26 protein-coding genes are annotated in these 22100 nt (G+C 68.8%); 15 read left to right on the plus strand and 11 right to left on the minus strand.

Annotation, left to right across the window (positions count from 1 at the left end):
* Nucleotides 1–59: 59 nt before the first annotated feature.
* From rplU to A9A59_RS10415, 6 genes are all read left to right on the plus strand, one after another.
* Complete coding sequence (gene rplU / locus A9A59_RS10390; protein ID WP_098504203.1) at nucleotides 60–371, plus strand: 50S ribosomal protein L21; 312 nt, start codon at nucleotides 60–62, stop codon at nucleotides 369–371.
* Between the two features lie 4 nt (nucleotides 372–375).
* Entirely contained in the window at nucleotides 376–642 is a 267-nt protein-coding gene (gene rpmA, locus A9A59_RS10395; protein WP_098504204.1) for a 50S ribosomal protein L27, read from the plus strand.
* 11 nt (nucleotides 643–653) lie between these two features.
* Nucleotides 654–854: a 50S ribosomal protein L31 gene (gene rpmE, locus A9A59_RS10400; RefSeq protein WP_098504872.1), complete on the plus strand. Its 201-nt coding sequence runs from the start codon at nucleotides 654–656 to the stop codon at nucleotides 852–854.
* Between the two features lie 64 nt (nucleotides 855–918).
* A complete protein-coding gene (locus A9A59_RS10405; RefSeq protein ID WP_098504205.1) occupies nucleotides 919–1842 on the plus strand; it encodes a DUF1385 domain-containing protein in 924 nt (307 codons plus the stop codon).
* A gap of 65 nt (nucleotides 1843–1907) precedes the next feature.
* Nucleotides 1908–3140, plus strand: a complete 1233-nt coding sequence (locus A9A59_RS10410) for a DNA polymerase Y family protein (RefSeq protein ID WP_098504206.1) — start codon at nucleotides 1908–1910, stop codon at nucleotides 3138–3140.
* Nucleotides 3141–3220: 80 nt separating this feature from the next.
* The gene (locus A9A59_RS10415; protein WP_278286879.1) at nucleotides 3221–3424 is read left to right on the plus strand and encodes a hypothetical protein; all 204 of its coding nucleotides are present in this window, start codon (nucleotides 3221–3223) and stop codon (nucleotides 3422–3424) included.
* Here A9A59_RS10415 and A9A59_RS10420 read toward each other — a convergent pair.
* Nucleotides 3384–3893, minus strand: a complete 510-nt coding sequence (locus A9A59_RS10420; RefSeq protein ID WP_098504207.1) for a flavodoxin family protein — start codon at nucleotides 3891–3893, stop codon at nucleotides 3384–3386. The genes A9A59_RS10415 and A9A59_RS10420 overlap by 41 nt on opposite strands.
* A complete protein-coding gene (locus tag A9A59_RS10425) occupies nucleotides 3851–4531 on the minus strand; it encodes an HAD-IB family phosphatase (RefSeq protein ID WP_165772658.1) in 681 nt (226 codons plus the stop codon). The genes A9A59_RS10420 and A9A59_RS10425 overlap by 43 nt, the downstream gene beginning before the upstream one ends.
* Nucleotides 4532–4570: 39 nt before the next feature.
* Here A9A59_RS10425 and A9A59_RS10430 point away from each other — a divergent pair, with 39 nt between their 5' ends.
* The 3 genes from A9A59_RS10430 to A9A59_RS10440 all read left to right on the plus strand — a co-directional run bounded on the left by A9A59_RS10430 (nucleotide 4571) and on the right by A9A59_RS10440 (nucleotide 7058).
* A complete protein-coding gene (locus A9A59_RS10430) occupies nucleotides 4571–5746 on the plus strand; it encodes a THUMP-like domain-containing protein (RefSeq protein WP_165772659.1) in 1176 nt (391 codons plus the stop codon).
* A gap of 7 nt (nucleotides 5747–5753) precedes the next feature.
* The gene (locus A9A59_RS10435; RefSeq protein WP_098504210.1) at nucleotides 5754–6734 is read left to right on the plus strand and encodes a D-2-hydroxyacid dehydrogenase; all 981 of its coding nucleotides are present in this window, start codon (nucleotides 5754–5756) and stop codon (nucleotides 6732–6734) included.
* Between the two features lie 105 nt (nucleotides 6735–6839).
* A complete protein-coding gene (locus A9A59_RS10440) occupies nucleotides 6840–7058 on the plus strand; it encodes a helix-turn-helix domain-containing protein (protein ID WP_098504211.1) in 219 nt (72 codons plus the stop codon).
* A gap of 98 nt (nucleotides 7059–7156) precedes the next feature.
* Here A9A59_RS10440 and A9A59_RS10445 read toward each other — a convergent pair whose 3' ends face one another.
* Together A9A59_RS10445 and A9A59_RS10450 are read right to left on the minus strand one after the other, a co-directional pair.
* Nucleotides 7157–7378 carry a hypothetical protein gene (locus tag A9A59_RS10445; RefSeq protein ID WP_133117597.1) on the minus strand — a complete coding sequence of 74 codons (222 nt, stop codon included), beginning with the start codon at nucleotides 7376–7378 and terminating at the stop codon, nucleotides 7157–7159.
* A gap of 96 nt (nucleotides 7379–7474) precedes the next feature.
* The gene (locus A9A59_RS10450) at nucleotides 7475–8857 is read right to left on the minus strand and encodes a DUF3048 domain-containing protein (protein ID WP_098504213.1); all 1383 of its coding nucleotides are present in this window, start codon (nucleotides 8855–8857) and stop codon (nucleotides 7475–7477) included.
* 77 nt (nucleotides 8858–8934) lie between these two features.
* Here A9A59_RS10450 and A9A59_RS10455 point away from each other — a divergent pair, with 77 nt between their 5' ends.
* From A9A59_RS10455 to A9A59_RS10465, 3 genes are all read left to right on the plus strand, one after another.
* Nucleotides 8935–9906, plus strand: a complete 972-nt coding sequence (locus tag A9A59_RS10455; protein WP_098504214.1) for an ATP-dependent 6-phosphofructokinase — start codon at nucleotides 8935–8937, stop codon at nucleotides 9904–9906.
* A gap of 58 nt (nucleotides 9907–9964) precedes the next feature.
* Nucleotides 9965–10438 (plus strand): thioredoxin-dependent thiol peroxidase, encoded by a 474-nt coding sequence (gene bcp, locus A9A59_RS10460; protein ID WP_098504215.1) that lies wholly within the window; start codon nucleotides 9965–9967, stop codon nucleotides 10436–10438.
* Nucleotides 10439–10509: 71 nt separating this feature from the next.
* The gene (locus A9A59_RS10465) at nucleotides 10510–13059 is read left to right on the plus strand and encodes a M1 family aminopeptidase (protein ID WP_098504216.1); all 2550 of its coding nucleotides are present in this window, start codon (nucleotides 10510–10512) and stop codon (nucleotides 13057–13059) included.
* A gap of 11 nt (nucleotides 13060–13070) precedes the next feature.
* Here A9A59_RS10465 and A9A59_RS10470 read toward each other — a convergent pair whose 3' ends face one another.
* From A9A59_RS10470 to recA, 6 genes are all read right to left on the minus strand, one after another.
* Nucleotides 13071–13517 carry an FHA domain-containing protein gene (locus tag A9A59_RS10470; RefSeq protein WP_098504217.1) on the minus strand — a complete coding sequence of 149 codons (447 nt, stop codon included), beginning with the start codon at nucleotides 13515–13517 and terminating at the stop codon, nucleotides 13071–13073.
* On the minus strand, nucleotides 13514–14197 hold the full coding sequence (locus A9A59_RS14340; protein WP_278286880.1) for an FHA domain-containing protein: 684 nt from the start codon (nucleotides 14195–14197) through the stop codon (nucleotides 13514–13516). The genes A9A59_RS10470 and A9A59_RS14340 overlap by 4 nt, the downstream gene beginning before the upstream one ends.
* Complete coding sequence (locus tag A9A59_RS10480) at nucleotides 14194–15594, minus strand: peptidoglycan D,D-transpeptidase FtsI family protein (RefSeq protein WP_098504218.1); 1401 nt, start codon at nucleotides 15592–15594, stop codon at nucleotides 14194–14196. Before A9A59_RS10480 ends, A9A59_RS14340 begins: the two co-directional genes overlap by 4 nt.
* Nucleotides 15595–15678: 84 nt before the next feature.
* Nucleotides 15679–16860, minus strand: a complete 1182-nt coding sequence (locus tag A9A59_RS10485; RefSeq protein WP_098504219.1) for an acyl-CoA dehydrogenase family protein — start codon at nucleotides 16858–16860, stop codon at nucleotides 15679–15681.
* A 92-nt stretch (nucleotides 16861–16952) separates the two neighbouring features.
* Entirely contained in the window at nucleotides 16953–17633 is a 681-nt protein-coding gene (locus A9A59_RS10490; protein WP_098504220.1) for a regulatory protein RecX, read from the minus strand.
* Nucleotides 17634–17645: 12 nt separating this feature from the next.
* On the minus strand, nucleotides 17646–18680 hold the full coding sequence (recA, locus tag A9A59_RS10495) for a recombinase RecA (protein WP_098504221.1): 1035 nt from the start codon (nucleotides 18678–18680) through the stop codon (nucleotides 17646–17648).
* A gap of 121 nt (nucleotides 18681–18801) precedes the next feature.
* On the opposite strand from recA, the gene A9A59_RS10500 reads away from it, so the two are divergent.
* Both A9A59_RS10500 and A9A59_RS10505 read left to right on the plus strand, forming a co-directional pair.
* Complete coding sequence (locus A9A59_RS10500) at nucleotides 18802–19071, plus strand: DUF167 domain-containing protein (protein ID WP_098504222.1); 270 nt, start codon at nucleotides 18802–18804, stop codon at nucleotides 19069–19071.
* A gap of 76 nt (nucleotides 19072–19147) precedes the next feature.
* Nucleotides 19148–20536: a glycine--tRNA ligase gene (locus A9A59_RS10505; protein ID WP_278286881.1), complete on the plus strand. Its 1389-nt coding sequence runs from the start codon at nucleotides 19148–19150 to the stop codon at nucleotides 20534–20536.
* Nucleotides 20537–20629: 93 nt separating this feature from the next.
* Here the strand turns inward: A9A59_RS10505 and A9A59_RS10510 are convergent, their stop codons facing one another.
* A complete protein-coding gene (locus tag A9A59_RS10510) occupies nucleotides 20630–20941 on the minus strand; it encodes a hypothetical protein (protein ID WP_098504224.1) in 312 nt (103 codons plus the stop codon).
* A gap of 106 nt (nucleotides 20942–21047) precedes the next feature.
* Between A9A59_RS10510 and A9A59_RS10515 the strand changes: the two genes are divergently transcribed.
* Nucleotides 21048–22085: a GNAT family N-acetyltransferase gene (locus A9A59_RS10515; RefSeq protein ID WP_098504225.1), complete on the plus strand. Its 1038-nt coding sequence runs from the start codon at nucleotides 21048–21050 to the stop codon at nucleotides 22083–22085.
* The last annotated feature ends 15 nt before the right edge of the window (nucleotides 22086–22100 follow it).

Below are 22100 nucleotides of genomic sequence, written 5' to 3' on the forward strand. Positions count from 1 at the left end.
TGGACCCGGGGCTCCGGCGACACTTGAAGAACCGCCTGGGAGTTCCCGGAGTTCGAACTATGGAAGCGATCGTTCGCGCCGATGGGCGCCAGTTGCGCCTCGTTGAGGGGCAGGAATTCGAAGTGAACCGCATCGAAGGTGAGCCGGGCGACATTGTGGACCTCGATGTGATGATGGTCCTCGATGGTCCGAGCGTGACGGTCGGCACGCCGCTGGTGGAGGGCGCGAAGGTGCGCGCCCGGATTACGCAGCACGGCCGGGCGCCGAAGCTCGTCTTCATGAAGTACAAGAACAAGGTCCGCTACCGGCGGAAGTTCGGGCACCGGCAGCCGGTGACCCGGCTCGTCGTCGAGTCGATCACGAAGGGGTAGCGAGATGGCGCACAAAAAGGGTGTCGGCAGCTCGAAGAACGGGCGTGACAGCAACAGCAAGCGGCTCGGCGTGAAGCACTTCGATGGCGAGGTGGTGAAGCCGGGCGCAATCATCATCCGCCAGAAGGGCACCCGGTTCCACCCGGGCGCGAACGTCGGGCTGGGCCGCGACTACACGATTTATTCGCTCATCGATGGCCGCGTGAAGTTCGAGCCGTTCGCGAAGGGACGGCGCAAGAAGGTCAGCGTCTACGCGCTCGAGAGCGCGTGAGGGAGATGACGATGAAGGCTGGGATTCACCCGCAGTACGTGGATGCCGTCATCCGCTGCTCGTGCGGCAACGAGATCCGGACGCGGTCGACGAAGCCGACGATTCACATCGATGTCTGTAATGTGTGCCATCCGTTCTTCACGGGCGAGCAGCGCATCGTCGACACGGCCGGGCGCGTGGAGCGGTTCAACCGGCGGTACCAGCGCGGCTAAGCCGCAAGAGCGACAGCGAGGGGGCGCCGATGGGCGCCCCTTTTCCATTTTCCGGGGTCCGCACATGACAGCAGAGCCGGCGCAGGTGTACTACGGAGGCCAGGCAGTCATCGAGGGGGTGATGATCCGCGGCCCGGAGCACATGGCCGTGGCGGTCCGGCACCCGAAGGGCCACATCGTCACCCATTCCGAACGGCTGCACGGCATCTACACCGGCCGGAGCCGGCGGATTCCGCTGCTGCGCGGCGTGGTCGTGCTGTGGGAGACACTGGCGCTGGGCATGCGGGCACTCAACTTCTCCTCGCGCGTGGCATTCGAGGAAGAGGACGAGAGCGGTGAGCCAATCGAATTCCCGGAGAAGGCGTTCCTCGGGACGATGGTGCTGGCGCTGCTCTTCGTGGTGGCGGTGTTCTTCGCGGCACCCATCCTCCTTGCGCACCTGCTCGAACGGTGGGATGTCGCGCGGGCCTGGGTGGTGCTGACGGAGGGGGTAGTGCGGTTGGGGCTGTTCGTCGGGTACATTGCGGCGATCGGGCTGATTCCCGACATTCGGCGGGTGTTCCAGTACCACGGCGCGGAGCACATGACGATCCATGCGTACGAGGCGGGCCGACCGCTGACGGTGGCCGAGGTGCGGCGGTTCCCGAAGGAGCACCAGCGGTGCGGCACGAGCTTCCTGCTGGTGGTGGTGCTGGTGGCGCTGGTGACGTTCTTCGTCTTCGACCTGCTGGTGGATGAGGGCCTGGTCGTGCGCGTGGCTTCGCGCATCGTGCTGATCCCGGTGGTGGCCGGTGTGAGCTACGAGATCCTGCGGTTCGGGGCGCGCTACCGGGAGAATGGGCTGGTGCGGGCGCTGTTTGCACCGAACATCGCATTGCAGGCGCTGACGACGAAGGTGCCGGATGACAGCCAGGTCGAGGTTGCGATTGCGGCGTTCGAGGCGACGCTGGAGGCGGCCGGGCCGGGCCGGGGGGCGCCGGCGCCGTAGGGTGCAGAATTTTCACACGCGGGCTCTTCCGGTTTTAGAACGTATGTTCTATTCTCGGAAGTCCGATGGACTTTGCCTGCATCCAGGTCCCCTGGTTCGCGATTGCGGTTGCACGGCGGGAGAACCCGCAGCTTGCGGGGCGCCCGGTGGTTGTGGGAGGCGCACCGGAGGAGCATGCGGAGGTGACAGCCTGCTCGCCGGAGGCGATGGCCGCCGGGGTTGCGCCGGGGATGAGCCTGCGGCGGGCGCTGGCGCTCTGCCCGGGTGCGGTCTTTTTACCGCTGGCGGCATCGGTGCTCCGGGCGGAGGCCGAACGGCTGGCAGCCCTGCTGCGCGAGCGCAGCCCGGTGGTGGAGGAGGCAGGCCAGGGACACCTGCACTGCGAAATCCGGGGGCTGCCCGAGCTCCTGGGGCTGGGGACGGCAGCGTACCTTGCGCAGCTGCGGGAAAGCCTCGCGGGGGAGACAGGCCTGCCGGTGCTGGCCGGGGCAGCAACGACGGTGTTCGCGGCGCATGCCGCCTGCAGCGCGCTTGGGCTTGGTTTTTGCATCGCGGGTGACCGGGGCGGGCCGCGCCAGTCGATCGCGGTGGTGCCGGGCCGGGAGCGGGAGTTCCTTGCCCACCTGCCGGTTGAGGTGCTGCCGGTGGAGCCGGCGATGCACCAGCGGCTGCGGCTGTTCGGCATCGAGCGGCTGGCGCAGGTTGCCGCGCTGCCGCTTTCGGCGATGCAGGCGCAGTTCGGACCGGCAGGCCGGCGGGCGTGGGAGCTGGCGAACGGCCGCGACGACTCGCGGCTGCAGCCCGCGCAGGAGGAGCTGCGGGTGACGGAGGAGGTCGAGCTGCCGGCGCCGGCAGTTTCGCAGGCGGCGCTGCTTGCAGGCAGCGAAGCGGCGCTCGCGCGGGCGTTCGGGAGGGAGGAGGTCGCAGGACGAGCCGTGCGCATCATCACCTGGTGGACCGGGCTGGAGGACAGCACGCGGGTGAGCCGCCGGCTTGCGTTCCGTGAGCCGACCGCCGACCCGCGGCATGCGCTGTTCGTGCTGCGGTCGAAGGTGGAGGCGCTGCGGCTGCCGGCACCAGCGCTGAGCGTGGGCGTCGAGCTGGCGGGCATCTGCAGCGAGTACGCGCACCAGCAGCTGCTGTGGAGCTCGGGACGCGGCCGGCAGCGGGAGCTGGACGAAGCGATTGCGCAGCTGCATGCGCGGGCTGGTGAGCCGCAGGTGTACCGCATCGTGGAGGTGCAGCCATGGTCACGGATCCCGGAGCGCCAGGTGGCGCTCGTGGCCTACGGTTCCTGAACCGTCCGCGGGGGCTGGCCGTCGAGGCGGATGCCGCGGGCGAACCGCGCGCTATCGCCTGGCGCGGCCGGTTCCGGCGGGTGGCCGCGATCCACGACCGGTGGCGGATCGACGACGAGTGGTGGCGCGAGGAGATCGCGAGGGTCTACTTCGAGGTGGAGCTGGAGGGCGGACGGCGGCTGACGGTGTTCCACGACCTCGTGGCGGGGGGCTGGTTCCTGCAGCCGTACCGGCCGCCGGCGGCTACGGGGGAGCCGCCCGGAGGCGGCGCGCGAAGGCGGTGACGCGGGCGCCGAGGGCCCGGGCCTGCGCCTCGTCGTCCGGGGTGACCTCGCCATGGGCGGTGGCGCCGTAGTAGGAGCCGGACCGCCGCATCCGTTCGCTCCAGGGGAGCCCGACGATGACCAGGCCGTGGGCGAGGAGCAGGTGGAGCAGCTGCAGGAGGGTGGCTTCTGTGCCGGCCGAGCGGGAGTAACCGGCCGTAAACGCGCCTGCCGGCAGCCCGGCGAGTTCGCCGGATTCCCAGAGGTCGCCGGAGGCATCGAACCAGGCTTTCAGGCGGCCGGTCATGCCGCTCCAGTTCGGTGAGCCGACGATGAGGCCGTCGCAGGCGAGGAGATCGGCGGGCAGGGCCGTTTCGACCGTGCGGCGCAGGCACTCCCCGCCCCCATCGCGGATGCCGGCTTCGACGGCGTCGGCGAGGCGGGCGGTCAGCCCTCCGCTGGAGTCGTAGAGGAGGAAGATGCGTACCACCGGGGAGCCTCCTGTTCGAGCACGGCAATCACGTCATGGAAGGTTTCGAACGGGTACAGCCGGGGGTGCTGGTCTTCGAGCTGCTCGCGGAGGGTGCTGCGCGCGAAGACAACGGGCGCAAGCCGGGCAGCCGGGATATCGCTGGCGCCATCGCCGATGTAGACGACGAAATCGCCGAGGTCGCGGAAGGCGCGGGCGTAAGCGAGCTTGAACCCCTCCTGGAGCTCGACGCCGCGGGGGCTGTCGTAGCGGACGCGCCAGCGGTAGGCGAACCAGGTGCGCCCGCAGTGGCGGACCAGCCGGTCGAGGCGGTGGGCATCGAGCACCGGGTCGATGTAGAGGTCGAAGCCGTTGCTGACGACAACCGGCAGCCAGTCGTTCCAGGTGGCCCAATCGATCAGCTCGAGGAAGCCTGGCCGAAGCCGGGCTGTTTCCAGTGCGAAGGCGCGGAGGGTTGCATCGTCGGCCTCCACGAGGTCGAGGGCGGCGGCGTTGTACTGCTCGACCGAGAATTCTCCCGCACGGTAGCGGGCCTCGAGGTCGCGCCAGCCGGGGGCTGCGAAGCGCTCAAAGAGCTGGCGGGCGGTATTGTCGAGGACGATGGTGTCGTCAAAGTCGAAGCAGATGAGATTGGCCACGACGACAGTTTCGCACGCTTCGGCGCGGGCAGGTGACCGGTGAAGCTGGAGCGGGCGCGGTACCTCGCAAGCGCGGCCGGGCAGGAGGCTCTTGCATCGCTCGGGACCGCGCTGCCGGGCGATGACCCTGTCCGGCTTGCGATGCAGCTGCGCCGGAGGTTCCCGCCGGAGGAGGCGGCGGCGCTGGGCGAGCAGCTCGCGCTGCGGGCCCGGATGCAGCAGCGGTTCGGCGAGGTGCCTCTGCGGCTCGCAACGGCCGAGGGGCTGGAGATGCTCACGCACCCGCAGGTGGCGCGGCGGCGGGCGGCACGGCTGGCCGCGCTCGGGCTGCCGGTTGTGGACCTGACCTGCGGGCTGGGCGGCGACCTCACCGCGATCGCGGAGGCGGGGATGCCGGCCGCCGGGGTCGAGCACGACCCTGCGACGGCGCTGCTGGCGCAGGTCAACACCGGCGGCAGAGTGGTCATCGGCGATGCGCTGCAACCGCCGTGCGACCTGGCGCTGACGGCGGTCGTCCTCGACCCGGGCCGGCGGGCCGGCGGCGCGCGCACGTTCGACCCGGCGGGATTTTCGCCGCCGTGGGATGCCTGCCTCGAGCTGCTGGGCGGGGCGGCCGCCGGGGCGCTCAAGGGGCCGCCGGGACTCGACCGGGCGATGGTCCCCGGCTGGTGTGAAGTCGAAGCGGTGCAGGTCGGGCGGGAGCTCAAAGAGCTGACGCTCTGGGCCGGCCGCGGCGCAGCGCCGGGGCTTCGGCGCGCGGTGCTCCTCCCGGGCGGGCACGAACTCGACTCGGACGCGCCGGAGGGTGACGACGTGCGGCTGCAGGTCGGACGCTACCTGTTCGACCCGGAGTCTTGCGTGACCCGCGCCGGGCTGGTGCGGCAGCTGGCTGCAGCCCTCGGTGCGTGGCAGCTCGACGAGCGAGTGGCGTACCTGAGCGCCGACCGGGCGGCAGCCAACCCGCTCTGCGCGGCGTTCGAAGTGCTGGAGGTGATGCCGTTCGGCGTGAAGCGGCTGCGGGAGCTGCTGCGGAGCCGCGGATGGAAGCCTGCGGAGATCCGGCGTCGGGCGTTTCCGCTGGAGCCCGACGAGCTCCGGCGGGCGCTCGGCAGGCTCGAGGGCGAGGAGGTCACGCTGATCTGCACTACCGCCGGGGGCGAGCGGGTGGTCGTTATCGGGCGGCGATTGCGCCCGGAAAGCGGCGAGGGCGGATAATCCGGCCATGCCAGTGCTGCTCGTTTCCCCGTACATCGCACGCACCTACCGGCAGGCCATCGAGGCGGCATGGCCGGGGCTGGAGCTCGTTATGCTTCCAGATGACCCGGCAGCCCGGCTGCCGGCTGAGGTACTGGAGCGGATCGATTTCGCGTACTTTTCCGGCGATGTGTACCCGGAGTACTCGCGGTCATTCTTCGCGGCAACGCAGGGCGCACCGAACCTGCGCTGGCTGCACACGTTCAACGCCGGCGTGGATAACCCGGTGTTCCGCCGCTTTCTCGACCGCGGGGTGGTGCTCTCGACCTCGTCCGGTTCGACGGCGCAGCCGATTGCGCAGACAGTGATCGGCGGGATGCTGATACTTGCGCGGCCGTTCCTGCGCTGGGCCGACGCGCAGCGGCGGCGGGCATGGGAGCCGGTGCCAGCCAGCGAAGCGCCGGCCGACCTCGCCGGTCAGCGGATGACGGTGGTCGGCCTTGGGGCGATCGGGAGCGAGGTCGCGCGGCTCGCGCGGGCGTTCGGGCTCGAAGTCACGGGAGTGCGCCGAAGCCCGCGGCGGGAGGGCGACCCGGTAGAGCGGGTGGTGCCCCCGGGGGAGCTGCCTGTGCTCGCCCGGGAGACCGACTGGCTCGTCCTTGCCTGCCCGCTCACCGACGAGACGCGGGGCCTCGTGAGCCGGGAGGTGCTGGCTGCCCTCCCGCGGGGGGCGTACCTGCTGAACGTGGCGCGGGGCGAGGTGGTGGACGAGGCGGCGCTGATTGAGGCGCTCGCGACGGGGCATCTCGGCGGTGCGTACCTCGACGTCTTCGCCACAGAGCCGCTGCCGCCGGATTCGCCGCTCTGGGGGCTGCCGAATGTGATTATTTCGCCGCACAACTCCGCCGTCGCTGCGGGGAACGAACGCCGGGCGACGGAAGGGTACTTCCTGCCGAACCTTGCGCGGATGCGGGCCGGGGAGCCGCTCGTCAACGAGGTGCGCGGCTAAGGCGCAAATGCTCAGGGGTGTAGACAATAATGCAGCCGGTCTGCTAGGTTCTCAGGTGCCTAAGCAGTTCAGCGATTCGGCGGACCCTGTTCGAAGGTTGCCCCCATGGCCTCGGTAACACCGTTCGACGATTACTACGACCTCGTGGAGGCGGCCCGTGAGCTCGCCATCCACCCGCAGAGCCTCCGGCGGCTCATCAAGCAGAACAAGATCCCGGCGACGATGTTTGCGGGGAAGTACCTGATTGAGCGGGACAAGCTCGAGATGTTCAAGAGCAATTACGACCCGCGGCCGGGGCGGAAGCCGATCCGGCGCCTGCTCTAAGACGACCCGACGGGAAGCAACGGGAGGCAACAACACGCCCGGGCAGCGCGAGGCTGACCGGGCACCTGTTATTGGGAAGCGTGCCGAGGGGCCACGCCTCAGTTGAAGATTTTGCCCTGGCCTGTCAGGACCACCAGCGCGATGAGAATGACGGCCTCGACGAGGAGGATGGTCCCGATGACCGCCGCCCAGATGGCCTGCGTGCGACCGCGCGTCGCGAACACCGGGATGGTGAGAATGACGGCGGACGCGAGGAAGATGAGCAGGTTGATGACGCCAAGGCTCATGGCGCTAATCAGGAAGGGCAGGGAAGCAGCCATCAGGTCTCCAGGGCGGATGCGGGGCCGCGGCCCCGCGGGATGATTGTTCGACTGGCCATCATAGCGAGGGTGCCCTAACAGGCTACCTGTTCCGCCTCAGGGGCTCGCGGGAACGGCGGGCGTGGCCGCGGACGTTTGCTCCGCGATGGCCGAAGCTGTCGGCGTGGCGGCCGGCGGGGTGGAGGGCGCCGGGGTCGGGGCAGACGTTGTCGGTGGTGGCGTCGGCGTAGCAGTGGGCTCGGGCGCGGGCTCAGGCGTGGGCTCCTCGTCCTCGCCAGGGGCCGGGGGTGGCGGCGGTATGTATTTCGGCAGGTCGGGCAGGTCGCCCGGGTTCGCCGTGAAGATGAATGTGCCCTGCTGGGGGATGACCTCGATGAAGATCGGGCCGCGCTCGAAGGCAATTTCGTTCCCGGAGGCGTCGTAAAAGCGGGTGCGGGCCTTGCGGTCGGCCTTGCGCCAGGTGCCTTCGATGGCGCGGCCGCCGGTGAAGACGGTGGCCGGGCCCTCACCGAACTGCTCCAACAGGACATGGCCCGAGCTATCGACGACAGCGGCATTCACGCGCATCACGATGACGGTCGAGAAGAACAGCTGCTGGCCAGTGTTGCCATCGACGAAGGGGCCGCCGAACTGGAAACGTCCGTAGGCCTTGCGGGCTTCGTCCCACTTCCACTGGATGAGCTGCCAGCCGTACATGCGGCCGGAGAAATCGACCTGGATGCCGCCGGCGGGGACACCCTGCTGAGGGTCGGAGGGATTGCGGAATCTCCACGGTTCGACTGATGGGGGACCGGCATACCCGAGGGCGATGGCCGCCACGCGAAGCCGCTCGGCCGTCGTGGCCAGGTTGTACGGGGCGTAGCGGGAGGAGTCGCGGTAGTAGGCGACATTCGAGCCGGGCTTGAAGGCGTCGAGGTCGCGGATGCCCCACTCGATGATCTGGCCGGCGGCGTTCGCTTCATTCGTTGTTGTGGCAGAGCCGGCGTGGCTGTACAGGGCACCGAGTTCGTCGACCCAGATGACGAAGGGCGTGCGGGCCGAGCGGACGGGCATAATGAGCCCGGGGTCTCGCCGCCAAAAGACTGCCATGAGGCGCGTAATGCCGCCTTCCACGAGGGCTTCGTAGACAAGGTCAGCCTCGCCGATGCCGTGATGCGGGATGGCGTTCGGCGTGTTGTCGAACATCACCGCGAGGGGGAGGATGTCCTTGCGTTCGGCCCACTCTTCGGCAGTCATCGGAACGCCATCGAGGATGCCAGCGTGCGGCGGGTCCGCCGGGGTCGGCGACGCGGTGGCGGTTGGTGTCGCGGTGGCGGATGCGGTCGCAGTCGGCGACGGACGGGTATCGTCTGCAGTGGTTGCCGATCCTCCGCTTTCGGAGAGGAGGACGGCGATGATGACGGCAACAACAACGGTTCCAAGCCCTCCGCCTGCAAAGAGGAGCAGGCGCGACCTGGAAATGGATGATAGTCCCCCCATGGCTGGATGCTACCAGCGGGGCCGCTGGGTTCAACGGCGCTTGCCCGGTTCACGGGGAAACCCGCAGAGTGGTGGACATGAAGCGACTCGGAATCCTGACCAGCGGCGGCGATGCGCCGGGGATGAACGCAGCGATCCGGGCGGCCGTGCGGACGGCGACCCGGCTCGGCGTCCAGATGGTGGGCTATCTCGACGGGTACTGTGGGCTCGTCCGGGGGGCGTTCGTGGAGCTGGACGACCGGGCTGTGGGGAATATCATCCAGCGCGGCGGGACAATCCTCGGGACCTCGCGGTGCCCGGAGTTCTTCGACCCGGAGGTCCGGGCCCAGGCAGCGAATCAGATGAAGCTCGACGGCGTCGATGGGTTGATCGTCATCGGGGGCGACGGGAGCTTCCGGGGTGCGCTGGCCCTGCAGGATGAATGCGGGGTTGCCGTGGCCGGGCTGCCGGGCACCATCGACAACGACGTCTGGGGCACGGAGGAGTCGATCGGGTTCGATACCGCGGTGAACACGGCGCTGCTGGCGATCGACCAGCTGCGGGACACCGGCGAATCAACCGGGATGATGTTCTTCGTTGAGGTGATGGGACGGACGAGCGGGGCGATTGCGCTGCACACGGCGGTCGCGGGGGGCGCAGCGGGCGTGGTGGTGCCGGAAGCGCATGCGGAGATTGGCCTGGTCATCGAGCGGATCCGGGAGACCATGGCGAAGGGGAAGCGGAGTCACATCATCGTGGTCGCGGAGGGGGACGAGGCGGGGGGCGCGTTCGGTGTCGCGCCGATTATCGGCAAGGCGCTCGACCGGCCGTACCGGGTCGTGGTGCTCGGGCACACGCAGCGGGGAGGCCGTCCGACGATGCGCGACCGGCTCGTTGCATCGGAGGGTGGGGCGATGGCCGTCGAGGCACTGGTCGCGGGAAGAACCGGGGTGATGATCGGGCGGCAGGGCGGCCGGTCGGTTGAGGTGAATCTGCGTGATGTGGTGAACAATGGGCACCCGCCCGTGAATGCCGGCCTCCTGCGACTCGCCCAGCAGCTTTCCGGGTGACGGATCGGGGGAGGGCACCGCGTAGGATTTGACGAATCCCTCGCAGGAGGACCCGAGGATGACGATGCCCGAAGCCGGCACGCCGGCGCCGCCATTTACGCTGCCCGACCAGGATGGGAGGCCCGTTTCCCTGGCCGACTTCGCGGGGAAGTGGGTCGTGCTCTACTTCTATCCGAAAGATGACACTCCGGGGTGTACCAGGGAGGCATGCAACTTCCGCGACAACTATGGCGCCCTCCAGGCGAAGGGAGCGGTGGTGCTGGGAGTGAGCGGCGACAGCAGCGCCTCGCACCGGAAGTTCGCGGACAAGTACGGCCTGCCGTTCCCGCTGCTGGCGGACACCGACAATGCGGTCGCCCGGGCGTACGGGGCATGGGGCACCAAGAAGATGTACGGCAAGGAGTACGAGGGGCTGATCCGGTCGACGGTCATTATCGACCCCGAGGGGAAGGTGGCGAAGACCTGGCCGAAGGTGAAGCCGGACGCGCACGGTGACGAAGTGCTGGCGTGGCTGGAGGCCAACGCAACGTAAGCGGCTGCGTCGCCCGTAGGGAGGCCGGCCCGTAGGATGGCTCGCCAGAACACGAGGAGGCGGACCTGCCGATGTCGTTCCTGTATGGTGAGCGCCTTTCCTGCGGCCGGCTCGCACTGGCTGCCGACGAGCCGCGCACTCCGCCCCACGCGCTGCCGGGCGACCGGCCGGTGTGGCCGCGGGACCGGGTAGTCGACATCCTCCACGTCAAGATCGAGGTCGCCCTTGATGTCGAGGCGCGGCGGGTGCGGGGAACGGTCACGCACACGGTTTCGCCGCTCAATGACGGGACCCGGTTCGTGCCGTTCGATGCGGTCGATATGACCATCTCATCAGTTACGGTCGGGAAGCGAGATGTGCCGTTCGAGTACGACGGGCGGCAGCTGACCGTGGACATCGGCGAGGGGCGAAAGCGGGGGCAGGAGCTGCCGATCGCCATCACGTACGAGGCGGCGCCGCGCATCGGGATGTACTTCATCGGGCCGGATGCGGGCTACCCCGACAAGCCGCGCCAGGTCTGGACCCAGTGCCAGGACGAGGACACCCGCTTCTGGCTTCCGTGCTTCGACCACCCAAGCGACAAGTTCACGTCGGACGTCGTGGTGACGGTCCCGGGGGACTGGTTCGCGCTCTCCAACGGGCGGCTGCTGAGCGACAAACGGAACCGCGACGGCACGCGCACGTTCCACTGGCACCAGGACCGGCCGCACCCCGCCTATCTGCTCACCATCGCGGCGGGTGAGTTCGCACGGGTCGAAGGTGCGGCCGACCGGGTGCCCATCGACTATTATGTTGAGTCGAAGGATGTCGAGGCAGCAGCGCGGACGTTTGCGAACACGCCGGCGATGGTCGCGCTGTTCGAGAAGCTGACCGGCATGCCGTACCCGTGGGCGAAGTACAGCCAGGTCGTCGTCCGGGATTTCGTGTTCGGGGGGATGGAGAACACGAGCGCGACGACGATGACGGAGAACATCCTCCTCGACGCGAAGGCGAAGCGGGACTTCGACAGCGATGACCTGATTTCGCACGAGCTGGCGCACCAGTGGTTCGGCGACCTCCTCACCTGCCGGGACTGGTCGCATGGCTGGCTGAACGAGGGGTTCGCGACCTACTTCGAGATGCTCTGGGACGAGCACCACCACGGGGTCGACCGGTACCGGCAGGGGGTCATCGACAATACGCGGCTCTACCTGGACGAGCGGTACCGGCGGCCGGTCGTGACGAATGTCTTCCATGACCCGATCGACATCTTCGACCGGCACCTGTACGAGAAAGGTTCGCTCGTGCTGCACATGCTGCGGGGCGAGCTGGGCGATGAGGCGTTTTTCCGGGCGCTGCAGCGGTATGTCCGCGAGCACGCCGAGCAGAACGTCATAACCCAGGACCTGGTGGACGCCATTGCAGCCGAGACGGGCCGCAGCCTGGAGTGGTTCTTCGACCAGTGGGTGTACCGGCCTGGACACCCGAAGCTAAAGGTCAGCTGGAGCTGGGATGACGAGCGCGGGCTGGCGGCGGTGAGCGTGAAGCAAACGCAGGAGACGGCGGACGGGACGCCGATCTTCCGCTTCCCGGTGACGATCGACTTCCGGAAGGGGCGCGGGAAGCCGCAGGCGTTCCGGGTGGAGGTGACGCGCGCTGAGGAGCAGTTCGTGTTCCCCCTGCCGTGGAAGCCGGACCTGTGCCGGTTCGACCCGTACGGCTGGGTGCTGAAGGAGCTGGAGTGGGATAAGTCGGTCGGGGAGCTGCGGCTGCAGCTGCGCGAGGACGACAGCATCCTCGGACGGGCGTGGGCCGCAGCCGAGCTGGGGAAAAAGGGCGGCGCTGAGGCGACAGCCGCACTTGAGGCTGCGGTGATGGGCGACCGCTGGTGGGGTGTCCAGGCCGCAGCAGCACGGGCGCTTGGCGAAATCCGGACAACCGCGGCGCGCGACGCGCTGCTCCGATGCCTGGCGGTGCGGCAGCCCCGGGCGCGCCGGGCGGTCGTGGCCGCGCTCGGCGAGTTCCGCGGCGACGAGGCCGTCTTCGAGGCGCTGCAGAAGTATGCGCGGCGCGACCAGTCGTGGTTCGTGGAGGCGGAGGCCTGCCGGAGCCTCGGCAAACTGCGGCTGCCAGCCGCCTTCGACGCGATCGCAGCGCAATTCGACCGGCCGTCGTTTCGGCAAGTCGTGCGGGTTGGGTGCATCGACGGGCTGGTTGAGCTGCGCGATGAGCGGGGATTCGACCTCCTGCGGCGGGCCGCGCGATACGGCGAGCCGTTCCAGGCGCGGCCGCCGGCCGTGGGGGCGCTGGCGCGGCTGGGCGAGTTTTTCCCGGAGCGCAAGAAGGCGCTCGGCGAGGAGATTGCCACGTTTCTCGACGACCCGGACTTCCGGGTGCGCATCGCTGCGGCGAACGCGCTCAAGACCCTCAAGGACGAGTCGCAGGTCCCCGCGCTGGAGCGGATGGCAGCGCGCGAGCTGGACGGCCGCGGGGTGCGGGTGGCGCGGGAGAATGCGCTGGCGCTGCGCAAAGGGGCCGCGACCGACGACGAGGTGCGGAAGCTGCGCGAGGAGTTCGAGAAGCTGCGGGAGGAGAACGCGAAGCTCCGCGACCGGCTGGAGCGGCTGGAAGCGCGGAAGTAGCGGCGCTGCCGCTACCGCTCCGGGGGAACGAGCCGGAGGACGACGGCACCGAGCTGCAGCCGCTCGCCACCGCGGAGGCGCAGGCCGCCAGGCGGGACAGGGAGGCCGTCGACGAAGGTGCCGTTGGTGCTGCCGAGGTCGCGCACGAGCCAGCCGCCGGGCTGGAGTTCGAGACGGGCGTGCCGCGCGGAGACCGAAGGGTCACCGATAACGATGGCTGCGCCGCCGTCACGCCCAATCTCCATGACGCCGGCGAGGCGGTAGGAGGTGCCCCGCGGGACGCCTGACTCGCCCGGGACTTCGAGCACGAGCCGCCACTGGGCGGCGGGTCGGTCACCGCGACCGCCCGGCCGGGGGAGGTAGCTCGAGCGGAGCGAATATGCGACGGCCGCGCAGGTGCCGAAAACCACCGCGAACAGCGCCAGCCGCAGGAGGAGCAGCTCAACGGAGTCGCTCACGGGGCAGCCTCGAGGCGAAGCTCGGCCGACCCGAGCATGATGACGTCGCCGGCGTGAACCGGCGCGGCGGCGACACGTTCGCCGTTCACGAAGGTGCCGTTCCGGCTGCCGAGGTCGCGGATTTCGAGACCGCCGCCGGGTCCATGGCGGATTTCGGCATGGCGGCGGGAGACTGTCAGGTCGGGCACGACGAGGTCACAGTCGGCCCCCCGGCCGAGGACGAACGGGGTGTGGGTCAGCGGAACCGCAGGGCCCGCGGCGAGGCGCAGACGCAGCCCTTCTAGGCGACGGATGCGGACGGTCTCACGGACCGTGGCGACGCTGGCAGGCGCGGCGGGGTCGTGGAAATCGACGTTGACGGCAGGCTGGCCCGGCTCACAGGCAACGGAGGGCATGAAGGTGAGCTGCCAGGCAGCGAAGGGCCGCAGGCCGGTGGAGCGGCAGGCGGCGTCGAGGCTCTCACGGATGGCTGGCTCAAGGTCATCGAGAACGTCGGAAAGGCTGCGGGCATCACCTGGGCTGAGGCGCACCACGATGCGGTTGGGGACCTCGCCGCCGGCCGCGGCACCCAGGACCGCATCGACGACCGCCTGGGCAAGGGAGGACGGATGGAGCGAGGCAGGAAGGCCGAGCCGCAAGACACGCGCGATCGCGCGTTCGAGAAGCGGCTGGCCGGTCATCGGGCCACCGCCGCACGGATAACCTGACCGGCAATCGGCGCGGCGACAGATCCGCCCTGCCCGCCGGATTCGACGACGACGGCGACTGCAATACGCGGCCGCTCGACGGGAGCGAAGGCGATGAACCATGCGTGGGACGTGCCGTCGCCCGCCTCGGCGGTGCCGGTTTTGCCCGCCACCCGGATACCGGGGATTGCCACTCCGGACGCCTGGCCGGCTTCCACGACCGCGGCCATCATGGCCGCGACCTGGCTGGCGAACCGCGGGTCAAGGACGCGGGTGGACGACGGAGCGGAGAGCGGCCGGGCCGCACCGTTGCGGTCCACGGCCTCGAGGGCGATCCGGGGCCGGGGCAACTCGCCGCCGCTTGCGATGACGGCGGTGACGAGCGCCATCTGGAGCGGCGTGGCGAGCAGCTGCCCCTGGCCAAAGGCGGTCGAGGCGAGCAGGACGGTGTCTCGGCTGGCGCCGGGCGACCTGACCTGGGAGGCAGCCGTTTCAAGGGGCAGCGGGATGGGACGGCCAAATCCGAAGCGGGCGGCGGTTGCTTCCAGCCGCTGCCAGCCCAGCTCGACGCCGATTTGGGCGAAGATTGCGTTGACGGAGTAGGTAAAGGCGTGGCTGAAGGTGTAGGTCCCGACGCCCTGCGGCGTGTTGCGGCAGGAGATGGGAAATCCGTCGATGATGATTTCGCCCGGGCATTCGACGGTTGTTTCGGGGGTAATGATGCCGGCTTCCAGGGCAGCCGCGGCGGTCACGGCCTTGAAGGTCGACCCGGGCGGATAGAGCCCCTGGGTCGCGCGATTGAGCAGCGGCGCGTCGGGCGATTGCAGCAGGGACTCGCCGGTGTTTCCCAGGCTGCCGGGGTCGAACGTCGGGACGCTCACCATCGCGAGAATCTCGCCGGTGACAGGGTCGAGTGCGACGACGGCTCCCTTCCTGTTGCCGAGGGCCTCGCGGGCTGCAGCCTGGACGGCGGGGTCGATCGTGAGCCGGACGTCGTCCCCCGGTACAGGTTCGCGCAGCAGTTCGTAACGGAGGGCGTCGAGCCAGCCGCTGCCGGTGCGGCCGGCCAGGACAGCATCGTAGGCGAGTTCGATGCCCTGGGAGCCGTAGCGCGGGTCGAGGTAACCGACGACGTGCGCAAGCGAGGCATCGTAGAGGTACCGCCGGCCTCCGCTGAGGGTTTCAACGAGGACATTGCCCTCGCGGTCGAGGATGCGGCCGCGGCCGGGGTCGTAGAAGCGGCTAAGGGTGCGGGGATTGCGGTCCTGGCTGGCAAGGCCGGTATCGAGCACCTGCCACCAGAGGAGCGCCGCGAACACGGCCAGGCCGAAGAGGGCCGCCAGGGCGGTAATGACCCTGAGCCGGCGCTCGAACTCTGCGGGGGTGAGCACGGACCGATTGTACGTGGGGAGTGCCGGAGGGGGTGCAGCCGGTGCTGCACGCCCTCCGGCCTGTGGACTGGGCCGGCGGTTTGCCTAGCCGCGCGGAAGGCCGAGCCCGCGAGTGGCAATAATATTGCGCTGGATTTCGTTGGTCCCGGAGTAGATGGTCGACGGGACCGACATGAGGTAGGACTCGGGGAGTTCGCCGTGGAGCGGCGCGCGCGGTTCTTCGGGGCGGAGCTGCCCGGCGAGGCCGAGCATGTTGACGCCGAAGTTGTAGATGCGCTGGCCAAGCTCCGACTGGAAGATTTTGACGACCGAGGCCTCGTAGTTCGGCACCTGGCCCTTTGACTGGATGTAGCCGATGCGATAGCCGAGGTAGCGTCCGACGTTGTTGGCGATGACCAGGTCGGCGAGCTTCGTCCGGTACTTCGCGCGGCGGTCGGCCGGGCCTTCCCGGAGCGTGCGCGCGAGCTTTTCGAGGGTGCGCCGCTGGGAAGCGGTGGTGCCAATGCCTGACCGTTCGAAATCGAGGAGTGTCATCGCGACATACCAGCCGCGGTTCTCCTCGCCGACGAGGTTCTTGGCCGGGACGCGGACGTCCTCGAAGAAAACTTCGTTGAAGTGGTGGCGGTTCGCCATGTTGATGAGCGGGCGGATGGTGAGGCCCGGCGTGTTCTTGATGTCATCGATCAGGAGGAAGCTGATGCCGCGGTGCTTCGGGGCCTCCGGATCGGTGCGGACGAGGCAGAACATCTGGTTGGCGCGGTGGCCGCCGGAGGTCCAGATTTTCTGGCCGTTGATGATGTAGTCATCGCCGTCGCGGACGGCGCGGGTCTGGAGCGAGGCGAGGTCGGAGCCGGCCCCCGGTTCAGAGTACCCCTGGCACCAGATGTGCTCGCCGCTGGTGATCTTCGGGAGGTAATAGCGCTTCTGCTCCTCGGTGCCGTGGATGATGAGGGTGGGCCCGATCATGCCGACGCCGAAGCCGCGGGTGCCGGTATCGGGTGCGCCCCAGTAGCCAAACTCCTCGTTGAACACCATCTGCTCGAAGATGGAGGCGCCTAGGCCGCCGTACTCCTTCGGCCAGGCGGGCGCGATCCAGCCGCGCTGGGCGAGCTTCCGGTTGAACTCCTGGGCGAACTCGAACTCCTCGTCGGAGCGGGTGCCGAGCTGTTCACCGCCTTCTTCGAGGCGATTGCCGAGCGTTTCCTGCAGGAACTTGCGGACCTCCGCGCGGAGGGCCTCCTCTTTCTCGCCGAAGCGCAATTCCATGGACGATGTAACCTCCGGTGCCGGCCGCGATGGCCGAGGATAGCGTGCCTGCGGATTCTGCCAGAGATTGGTGCGCTTCGATAGCGCCGCACTTACGGTGCGTCGGCGATATCGGGGCCCGGGCGGTCGCCTGCAAGCTGTTCCCAGGCGGTGCGCAGGGCTTCGGCGGTGACGCGGTAATCGAAGCCGCGGCGACGGAGGAAGCCCCCAACCTTCGCGAGGAACTCCTCGTGGGAGCGGTCAACGTAGCGGCGTCCGCGCTGGATGGCGAGCGAGCGGGCCAGTTCCAGGTCGTCAATGCCGTCGGTGGCAGCGGCTGCTGCCTCGGGATCGATGCCGCGGCCGAGGAGTTCGTAGCGGAGCATGGCGGTGCCGCGCGGGGAGACGCGCATCCGGTCTTCGACCCAGGCGCGGGCGAAGCGGGCATCGTCGAGGAGGCCGGCGCTGCGGAGCCGCTCGATTTCGTGGGCGACCGTCTCGGGGTCAAACCCGCGGAGGGCGAGGCGGGTGCGCATCTCATGCTCGGAGCGCGGGCGGGCGTCGAGGAGCCGGAGGGCGGCCTCGTGCGCATTGGCACGGCGTTCTTCGTGGTCGAGCTGCGCGAGCAGGTCGGCGTCTGCAGCCATGCCGACAGCCAGGCCGGCCCGTTCGCAAGCCTCGTCGGAGAAGACGAGCTCGCGGCCGTCGCTGAGCGCAACGATACGGAGCCTGCCGCGGCCGGCCGGGCTCATTGAGACGACGCGGGGAACCTGGGGACTTGCTGACTCGTCCATACGGCCGGGGAACTACCGTTCCACCAGCTGCTCACCTCGTACTTCGCGGATTGGGAGCCCAACCTGGCGGCGGATTTCGTTTTCGATTTCGACGGCGAGTTCGGGGTTATCGTCGAGGAACTGTTTTGCGTTCTCGCGACCCTGGCCGATGCGCATATCGCCGTAGGAATAGAATGCGCCGCTCTTGGTCAGGATGCCATGCTCAACCCCGAGGTCGAGGATATCGCCGGTGCGGGAGATGCCTCGCGGGGGCTCGAACATGATGTCGAACTCGGCCTGGCGGAAGGGCGGTGCGACCTTGTTCTTGACAATCTTGGCTTTGACCCTGCGCCCGACAATGTCGGGGCCGCGTTTGATGGAGTCGACGGGCCGGATGTCGATGCGGACCGAGGCGTAGAACTTGAGCGCACGGCCGCCGGGGGTCACCTCCGGGTTGCCGAAGACGACGCCGACCTTTTCGCGAAGCTGGTTGATGAAGATCACCGCGGTGCTGGTCCGGGCGATGGTAGCGGTCAGCTTCCGGAGGGCCTGGGACATGAGGCGCGCCTGGAGGCCGACGTGGGCATCGCCCATTTCGCCTTCGATCTCGGCCCGGGGCACGAGGGCAGCGACGGAGTCGACGACAATGACATCGACCGCATTGGAGCGGACGAGGGTTTCGCAGATCTCGAGGGCCTGCTCGCCGGTATCGGGCTGGGCAACGAGGAGGTCTTCGAGCTTGATGCCGAGGTCGCGGGCGTAGCCGGGGTCCATGGCATGTTCGACGTCGATGTAGGCGGCGGTGCCGCCCATCTTTTGCGCCTCGGCCATGACGTGCTGGGCAAGGGTGCTCTTGCCGGCCGACTCGGGACCAAAGATTTCGGTGACCCGCCCGCGGGGGATGCCGCCGACGCCGAGGGCGATATCGAGCGCGAGGGAGCCGGAGGAGATCACTTCGGTCTGGTTCGCCTCGGCGTCGCCGAGCTTGATGATGGCGCCGCGCCCGAACTGCTTTTCAATCTGGGAGAGCGCGAGTTCGAGCGCGCGAGCGCGGTCTGCATCTGCCATGTGTGGGCCACCCGCCGGGTTCGTTCGGCGCCGGATGATACCATCCCCGGGCGCCGTCGTGGCGTACCATAGCACAGTACAAACATTTGTTCTACACCAACATGGCTGACCGGGCCCTTTCATGACGAGACTGACGGTATGGGTGACCCCGCGCGGCGGCCGGGATGCCGTGGAGGGGTTCGAGGCGGGTGGCACACTGCGGGTACGTGTCCGTGCGGCACCTGCCGATGGGCAGGCGAACGCGGCCGTGGCCGCTTTGCTGGCGAAGGCGCTGGGGCTGCCGGGGCGCGATGTCGTACTGGTGAGGGGCGGCGCGTCTCGGGTGAAGGTGTTTGAGGTGCCGCTCAGCGTCGAGGACGTACGGGCGCGCCTCGCCGGCTCCGGCGGCTAAGGGCCCGGCGCGGTAAGGTGACATGATGGCGGCGCGTCAGCCCGGCGCGCCGACTCCGGTATCCAGGCAGGTTCCCGTGCCAGCACCCGACCTTGAGACGATTGTCTCGCTCGCGAAGCGTCGCGGCTTCGTTTTCCCATCGGCCGAAATTTATGGCGGATTCGCCAATGCGTACGACTACGGGCCGCTTGGGGTGGAGTTGAAGCGGAATATCCGCGAAGCGTGGTGGCGCTCGATGGTGCAGGAGCGCGACGACGTCGTCGGGCTGGATGCTGCGCTGATTACCAATCCGCTGGTGTGGGTTGGGAGCGGCCACGTTGCGAACTTCACGGACCCGCTGGTCGACTGCAAACGGTGCCAGCGGCGGTTCCGGGCCGACCACCTCGAGGAGGGGGCCTACGGCGAGGTACCGCGTGATGCGAACGGGAATCCTCTGTGTCCATACGACGGCGGGGAGCTGACGGAGCCCCGCCAGTTCAACATGATGTTCCGCACGCAGGTGGGGCCGGTGGCCGACGAGGCGAACATGGCCTACCTGCCGCCGGAGACGGCGCAGGGCATCTTCGTGAACTTCGTCAATGTGCAGCAGTCGATGCGGCGGAAGCTTCCGTTCGGCATCGCACAGACACGGGTGAGCTTCCGCAATGAGATCACCCCGGGCCGGTTCATCTTCCGGACGCTCGAGTTCGAGCAGATGGAGATGGAGTACTTCTGCATGCCGCCGCGGGACCGCGACAACCCGGTCGAGTACCTGGCGCTCCACCGGCAGTGGGTCGAGGAGCGGCTGCGCTGGTACATCGAGGTGATCGGCATTGCGCCCGAGCGGCTCCGGCTGCGGGACCACGACAAGGACGAGCTTTCGCACTACAGCGCGGCCACAACGGACATTGAGTATCTTTTCCCCTGGGGCTGGGGCGAACTCGAAGGGATCGCAGCGCGGACCGATTTCGACCTGAGCTCCCACGCGAAGCTGAGCGGCCAGCCGCTCACGTACTTCGACGAGGATACGGGACAGCACGTCGTTCCCTGGGTGATCGAGCCGGCGGCCGGGCTGACGCGCACGCTCGCGGTGGTGCTGCTGGACGCCTACAGCGAGGAGCCGGACGAAAAGGGCGAGAAGCGGGTAGTGCTGAAGTTCAAGCCGCGGCTTGCGCCCATCAAGGTGGCGGTGCTGCCGCTTTCGAAAAATGATGCGCTCCGGCCCACGGCCCGCCGGGTGTATGACATGCTGCGGCCGCTCTGGATGACCCAGTACGACGAGACGCAAAGCATCGGGCGGCGGTACCGGCGGCAGGACGAGATTGGCACGCCATGCTGCGTCACGATTGACTTCCAGACGGTCGGCGAGGACGGCCAGCCGGGAGATGACTGCGTGACCATCCGCGACCGGGACACGCAAGCGCAGGTCCGGGTACCGATCAGCGGGCTGGTGGCCGCGCTCGAGGAGCGGGTCCCGCGCTGCTAGGCGGGCGGAACGAAGCCCAAGGACCGACAGCACGGCGCCCGGCGGGGAGATTCCCTCCGGGCGCTCCTCATTGCCCGTGGCTGCTGCCGGCCCTCAGCTTTTGCGGACGCCGGCGCGGCGGCAGGCTTCGCCGTACTCGGCGAGGGCCCTGACAACGGGGTCGTTGGCGGCGAGGTCGCGCGGGCCGAAGTGATGGGTGAGCGCCTCGTACACGTGGCGGCTGGCGACTTCCTGACCGACCTCATCATGCTCGCGGCAGCGCTGGCCGTACTCCGAGATGGCGCGGACGATCGGCTGGTGCGCGGCGAGGTCGAGGGGCCCGTAATGATGGGTCAGGGCCTCGTAGAGGTGGGCGGATGCCTGCTTGACAGCTTCCTCGGGGTCGGTCACGACGTTGCTCCTCATGCGTACTCTGCCTCCAAGCAGATTTAATGGAATTGTAACATGGACGAAACACGCGCGAAACAGGGCGGGGTAAAGGCGAAGCGCCCGTCCTGTTACAGTTCGGCGGATGCCCGGTCACATCCAGGTCCGCCCCCTGCTTGATGACGACCTGCCCGCGTGTGCGACGCTGCTCGCCGCCCGTCACCGTGCCGACCGCGCGCGTCTCCCTTTCCTCGAAGGGACGCTGGAGGACCCGGCGGCGGCTGGCGAGGTGCTGGGCGCCATCTGCCGCGGGCAGTTTGCGGAAGGTGTGGTCGCAGTCCGGGATGGGCGCGTGGTCGGCTTCTGCGCGGCGAACCGGGTGTTCATCGCGCCGACGGACTTCGCCGCGCAGTTTGTGCCGCCCCGCTCCGCGATGGTGCCGGTGCTGGGGCACGCAGTCGCCGCGGGCGAAAACGCCACCGACATCTACCGGCTGCTGTACGCAGCGCTGGCCGGCCGCTGGGTTCGCGATGGGTTGCTTATTCACCGCGTGGAAGTGGTTCCTGGCGACCGGGAGACGGAAGAGGCCTGGGTGAATCTCGGATTCGGGCGGACGATGACCGCGGCCACGCGGCTGACCGGCGCTCCGGTCGACGGGCGGCCCGCCGCAGGCGTACGGGTCGACCGGGCGACGCCGGAAGATATCGCGGCAGTGCGGCAGCTCAGCCTCGAGCTGATGGAGCACCACCGGAGTTCGCCGATGTTCTGGCCGGCGATACCGGAGACGGAGCCTGCGATGGAGCGGTTCCTGCAGGCATCGCTGGCAGGCGAAACGCCAACGTTCCTGGCGTGGGAGGGCGAACGCGCCATTGGTATGCAGTCGTTCCTGCTGCCGGGGTTTACGCCGCCCAATGTCCGTAACGACCAGCGGCTCTACCTGTTCGAAGGCGTCGTGGCACGGGCGGCCCGGGGCGGCGGCGTGGGGACGGCCCTGCTGCGGGCATCGATGGCGTGGGCGGCGGCGAGCGGCCATGAGCTATGCACGCTCCACTGGGCCTCGGGCAACTATTCGGGCGCGCCGTTTTGGCTGGCGCACGGCTTCGTGCCCGTGCAGCACACCATGGAGCGGCGCATCGATGAGCGGGCGCTCTGGGCGCGGGGTGAACCGGGCCATACCGGATAACGGTCGTACCATGAC

This window comes from Tepidiforma thermophila, from assembly GCF_002563855.1.
Lineage (GTDB): Bacteria > Chloroflexota > Dehalococcoidia > Tepidiformales > Tepidiformaceae > Tepidiforma > Tepidiforma thermophila.

Coding starts and splice junctions, on each gene's coding strand:
- A9A59_RS10465 (WP_098504216.1), top strand. CDS start 10,510: ATGTCGTTCCTGTATGGTGAGCGCCTTTCCTGCGGCCGGCTCGCACTG.
- A9A59_RS10440 (WP_098504211.1), top strand. CDS start 6,840: ATGGCCTCGGTAACACCGTTCGACGATTACTACGACCTCGTGGAGGCG.
- A9A59_RS10485 (WP_098504219.1), bottom strand. CDS start 16,860: ATGGAATTGCGCTTCGGCGAGAAAGAGGAGGCCCTCCGCGCGGAGGTC.
- A9A59_RS10510 (WP_098504224.1), bottom strand. CDS start 20,941: ATGAGGAGCAACGTCGTGACCGACCCCGAGGAAGCTGTCAAGCAGGCA.
- A9A59_RS10500 (WP_098504222.1), top strand. CDS start 18,802: ATGACGAGACTGACGGTATGGGTGACCCCGCGCGGCGGCCGGGATGCC.
- A9A59_RS14340 (WP_278286880.1), bottom strand. CDS start 14,197: ATGACCGGCCAGCCGCTTCTCGAACGCGCGATCGCGCGTGTCTTGCGG.
- rpmA (WP_098504204.1), top strand. CDS start 376: ATGGCGCACAAAAAGGGTGTCGGCAGCTCGAAGAACGGGCGTGACAGC.
- A9A59_RS10490 (WP_098504220.1), bottom strand. CDS start 17,633: ATGGACGAGTCAGCAAGTCCCCAGGTTCCCCGCGTCGTCTCAATGAGC.
- A9A59_RS10455 (WP_098504214.1), top strand. CDS start 8,935: ATGAAGCGACTCGGAATCCTGACCAGCGGCGGCGATGCGCCGGGGATG.
- A9A59_RS10445 (WP_133117597.1), bottom strand. CDS start 7,378: ATGGCTGCTTCCCTGCCCTTCCTGATTAGCGCCATGAGCCTTGGCGTC.
- rpmE (WP_098504872.1), top strand. CDS start 654: ATGAAGGCTGGGATTCACCCGCAGTACGTGGATGCCGTCATCCGCTGC.
- A9A59_RS10515 (WP_098504225.1), top strand. CDS start 21,048: ATGCCCGGTCACATCCAGGTCCGCCCCCTGCTTGATGACGACCTGCCC.
- A9A59_RS10450 (WP_098504213.1), bottom strand. CDS start 8,857: ATGGGGGGACTATCATCCATTTCCAGGTCGCGCCTGCTCCTCTTTGCA.
- A9A59_RS10410 (WP_098504206.1), top strand. CDS start 1,908: ATGGACTTTGCCTGCATCCAGGTCCCCTGGTTCGCGATTGCGGTTGCA.
- bcp (WP_098504215.1), top strand. CDS start 9,965: ATGACGATGCCCGAAGCCGGCACGCCGGCGCCGCCATTTACGCTGCCC.
- A9A59_RS10405 (WP_098504205.1), top strand. CDS start 919: ATGACAGCAGAGCCGGCGCAGGTGTACTACGGAGGCCAGGCAGTCATC.
- A9A59_RS10435 (WP_098504210.1), top strand. CDS start 5,754: ATGCCAGTGCTGCTCGTTTCCCCGTACATCGCACGCACCTACCGGCAG.
- rplU (WP_098504203.1), top strand. CDS start 60: ATGGAAGCGATCGTTCGCGCCGATGGGCGCCAGTTGCGCCTCGTTGAG.
- recA (WP_098504221.1), bottom strand. CDS start 18,680: ATGGCAGATGCAGACCGCGCTCGCGCGCTCGAACTCGCGCTCTCCCAG.